We start from the raw sequence: 589 nt of genomic DNA, 5'->3' as shown, positions 1-589 counted from the left end.
ACTCGGCCGAAGGCGGGCTGGCGGTGCTGCGCGGCAACCTGGCGCCGGATGGCTGCGTGGTGAAAACGGCCGGCGTGGATGAATCCATCCATGTGTTCGAGGGCAATGCGCGCGTGTTCGAGAGCCAGGACGCGGCCGTGGCCGGCATCCTCGCCGACACCGTGGTGGCCGGCGACGTGGTGGTGATCCGCTACGAAGGCCCGCGCGGTGGCCCGGGCATGCAGGAAATGCTSTAYCCSACCAGYTAYCTGAAATCCAAGGGCCTGGGCAAGCAATGCGCGCTGCTCACCGACGGCCGTTTTTCCGGCGGCACCTCGGGCCTGTCGATCGGCCATGCGTCCCCGGAAGCCGCGTCCGGCGGTGTGATCGGTCTGGTCCGCGAAGGCGACCGTATCCGCATCGATATCCCGGCGCGGCGCATCGATCTGCTGGTCGATGACGCCACGCTGGCCGCGCGCCGCGCCGAGCAGGATGCACTGGGCTGGAAGCCGCGCGAGGCACGCCCGCGCAAGGTCACCGGTGCGTTGAAGGCCTACGCGCTGCTGGCCACCAGTGCCGACAAGGGCGCGGTACGCGACCTGTCCAAGCT

At 69.3% G+C, this 589-nt stretch carries 1 pseudogene; it reads left to right on the top strand.

Going from position 1 to position 589, the window contains the following annotated elements:
• Positions 1 to 589, top strand: a pseudogene (locus tag ACXJKJ_RS31350) (dihydroxy-acid dehydratase); the annotation flags it as partial.

Source organism: Roseateles sp. P5_E1 (genome assembly GCF_054049335.1).
This window is presented reverse-complemented; position numbering and strand designations above follow the sequence as displayed.